3 protein-coding genes and 1 pseudogene are annotated in these 3282 nt (G+C 75.0%); 2 read left to right on the top strand and 2 right to left on the bottom strand.

Annotated features, from left to right (window positions below):
* Positions 1 to 47: 47 nt before the first annotated feature.
* Positions 48 to 893 (bottom strand): siderophore-interacting protein, encoded by an 846-nt coding sequence (locus tag ACFV0Q_RS40095; RefSeq protein WP_385012856.1) that lies wholly within the window; start codon positions 891 to 893, stop codon positions 48 to 50.
* A gap of 48 nt (positions 894 to 941) precedes the next feature.
* Positions 942 to 1847, bottom strand: a complete 906-nt coding sequence (locus ACFV0Q_RS40090) for a 5'-3' exonuclease H3TH domain-containing protein (protein ID WP_385012858.1) — start codon at positions 1845 to 1847, stop codon at positions 942 to 944.
* Between the two features lie 182 nt (positions 1848 to 2029).
* Between ACFV0Q_RS40090 and ACFV0Q_RS40085 the strand changes: the two genes are divergently transcribed.
* Positions 2030 to 2287, top strand: a complete 258-nt coding sequence (locus tag ACFV0Q_RS40085; RefSeq protein ID WP_385012854.1) for a hypothetical protein — start codon at positions 2030 to 2032, stop codon at positions 2285 to 2287.
* Positions 2288 to 2459: 172 nt separating this feature from the next.
* A pseudogene (locus ACFV0Q_RS40080) lies at positions 2460 to 3282 on the top strand (hypothetical protein); the annotation flags it as partial.

Genomic DNA, 3282 nt, shown 5'->3' with positions numbered 1-3282 from the left:
GCCGGCGGGGCTGGATTTTGGCGGGGGCGGGGCGTGCGGGGCTGGGGTCAGGCCGCGGCGGCTGAGGTGAGGTCTTGTTCGGCTTCTACCGTGGCGTTCCAGTCGCGCTTGATCGCGCGCCAGCCCTCGTCCGTTTCGCCCTGGCGCCAGTAGCCGGAGATCGACAGGCGGTCGCGCGGGATGCCGCGGTCCAGGCGGAGGTGGCGGCGGAGTTCCTTCACGAAGCCGGCCTCGCCGTGGACGAAGGCGTGGACGTCGGGGGAGGGGAACCGCAGGGAGGTCACGGCCTCCACCAGCGCCGCGCCCACCGGGCGGTCACCGCGGTGCAGCCAGACCGGGACGATCCCGTCCGGGGTGGCGACCTTCTGCTCGTCGGCCGGGCCGTCGATCTCCACGAAGGCGTGCACCAGCGCGCCCGCCGGCATCCGCTCCATGGCGGCGGCGATCGCCGGCAGGGCGCTCTCGTCGCCGACCAGGAGGTGCCATCCGGCCACCGGGTCCGGTGCGTAGGCGCCGCCGGGACCGAGGAAGCGCACCAGTTCACCCGGCTGGACGCGGGCCGCCCAGGGGCCCGCGAGGCCCTCGTCGCCGTGGACGACGAAGTCCAGGGTCAGCTCCCGGTGCACCGGGTCCCACGCGCGGACCGTGTACGCGCGCTGGCGGGGCCAGGCCTCGCGGTGGTGCGTCGCGCGGATCCGCTCCAGGTCCCAGGGTTCCGCGTACCGCACGCCCTCGGGGGCGAACAGGAGCTTCACGTAGTGGTCGGTGTACACGCCCGCGCCGAAACCGGCCAGCCCGTCACCGCCCAGCACGATCCGGACCATGTGCGGCGTCAGCCGCTCGGTGCGTACGACGACTGCGGTGCCGACAGTGCGGGCGCGTCCTTCTGCCACGGCGTCTCCCCTGAACTTACGAAGCTTAGGATTACCTAAGTTAGCACCTCATGGGCGCAGCGCGCTGCTCAGGCGTGACATCGCTCCTCCCAGACCCCACTGATGGGCGAGCGCGTCGACCGTTTCGGGATGTTTCGGGGTGTTCGGCAGGGCCGGGTCGAAGGCCGGGATCGGGATGTCGGAGGCCACCTGGACGACCTTGGGGGCCACCGCGAGGTACGGGCGGGACTCGTCGAGCCTCTTGCGCTGGGTGGGGGTCAGCTTCGACTTCGGGTCGTCGATCGCCGCGATGATCCCCGCGAGGTCCCCGTACGCGTCGAGGAGCTTCGCGGCGGTCTTCTCGCCGATGCCGGGCACGCCCGGGAGGCCGTCGCTCGGGTCGCCGCGCAGCAGCGCGAGGTCCGCGTATCCGGGGCCGTCCACCCCGTACTTCTCGCGGAGCCAGGCCTCGTCCGTGACCTGGAGGGTGCCCACGCCCTTGAGGGGGTAGAGGACGCGGCGCTGCCGGGCGTCGTCCACGAGCTGGTACAGGTCCCGGTCGCCGGTGACGATGTCCACCGGGCCGGTCGCGCGGGTGGTGAGCGTGCCGATGACGTCGTCCGCCTCGTACCCGGCGACGCCCACCCGGGCGATGCCGAAGGCGTCCAGCGCCGCCTCGATGACCGGCACCTGCGGGGTGAGGGTGTCCGGGGCCTCCTCCACGTCGGGCCCGGTCTCGGTCTCCTGGGCGACCCGGTGCGCCTTGTAGGAGGGGATCAGTTCCACCCGCCAGTGCGGCCGCCAGTCGGCGTCCATGCAGGCCACCAGATCGTCGGGGCGGTGGTCCTGGACCAGCCGTCCGATGAAGTCGAGCAGCCCGCGCACGGCGTTGACCGGGGTGCCGTCGGGGGCCCTGACGGAGTCCGGCACGCCGAAGTAGGCGCGGAAGTACAGGGAGGCGGTGTCCAGGAGCATCAGGCGTCGTGTCGTCACGGAGACGATGATGCCGCACCGGCGCCGGGTCGCCCGGGGGTGACCGCGGCGTCACTCCAACAGTGCGTCCGGCGCGCGCGGTCGCGGTGTTTCGCGGAGGGTGTTGATCACTGGCAGGACGTTCTGCCCGCCCGGTCCCCCCATGCGAGGAGTCTCGGACGCCCATGGTCGTCACCGCCGCCCCCACCGCCGTCCGCGCCGGGCTCATAGGTCCGGCCCCGGCCGTGGACCCGGCCGTGGACCCGGCCCCGTGCGGGCCGTCCGCCGCGGGCGGGCGGGTGCGCGAAGTCCCGGTTCCGGGACGGGAGTCGCGTGTACGGGGCCGCGTGGTGCGGGGGCGGGGAACGCCGGTGAGCCGTGTCGTCCTCCGCGCCCACGGGGCGCCGCGACGGCCGGGGTTCGCCGCCGCGTCCGGCGGCTGAGCCGCCCGACCGCCGCATCACCCCGGCATACCGCCCGTCACGCACCGGGCCGCCTCCTTGCGTACGCGCGTGGCCGCACGCCGCACCCCACACGCCGCACCCTGCCCCCGCCGCTTCGGGCGTCGGCGCCGTTTCGCCCTGTTCCGTTTCGTCCCTCACCCAGGAGCCATCGATGGATGCCGTCCAGACTCCACGTCCCGCCCGCCGGACCGTGCTCGTCGCCGGGGCGGGGGCCGCCGCCCTCGCGGTGTGCCCCCGGGCCGCTTCGGCGGCCACGGCCGTCAGCGCCGCCCCGGTCCGGGCGGCCGGGGCCGCCGACCTGCCCCTGCGGGCCGACCGGACCACCCAGGGCGACATCCTGGCGGGGTCCCGCAAGGACCACGCCTGCCTCCTGCTCGTGCACTTCCACGACGCGGCCCCGGCCCGGCGCTGGCTCGCCCGGCTGCTGCCCGAGCTCTCCACCACCGAGGAGATGGCCCGCTTCAACGCCCTGTTCAGCGCGGCCCGGCTCAAGGCGGGCGGCAGGGACCCCGCCTCCCTGTCGGCCCTGTGGACCGGACTCTCCCTGACCTACCCCGGGCTGCGGCTGCTCGCCGGGCGCGACCCATTCCCGGCGCTGCCGCCCGGCAGCACCGCCGAGGCGTTCGCGCAGGGCGCCGCCCGTCGCGCGGAGGCCCTGGGGGACACCGGCAGCAGCGACCCCGGGTCCTGGCTGTTCGGCGCCGAGGAGCCGGGGCGCGCAGTGCACGCGGTGCTCAGCCTCTCCGCCGACGACCCCGCCCGGCTCGCGAGCGCCGTCACCCGCCACCGCGAGGGCCTCGACTCCGAGGGGGGAGAGGTCGTCTTCCGTCAGGACGCGGGCACCCTGCCCGGAGCCCTGCGCGGCCACGAGCACTTCGGGTTCGCCGACGGCATCAGTCAGCCCGGCGTGCGCGGCTTCCACGCGCCCGACCCCGGGAACGGCTCCACCGTCCAGGGGAAGCCCGGGACGAGGC

This window comes from Streptomyces sp. NPDC059564 (assembly GCF_042735575.1).
Classification (GTDB): Bacteria; Actinomycetota; Actinomycetes; order Streptomycetales; family Streptomycetaceae; genus Streptomyces.
This window is presented reverse-complemented; position numbering and strand designations above follow the sequence as displayed.

What these genes read in the sequence shown, in the direction of transcription:
- ACFV0Q_RS40090 (WP_385012858.1), bottom strand. Translation starts at nt 1,847, where the DNA reads ATGCTCCTGGACACCGCCTCCCTGTACTTCCGCGCCTACTTCGGCGTG.
- ACFV0Q_RS40085 (WP_385012854.1), top strand. Translation starts at nt 2,030, where the DNA reads ATGGTCGTCACCGCCGCCCCCACCGCCGTCCGCGCCGGGCTCATAGGT.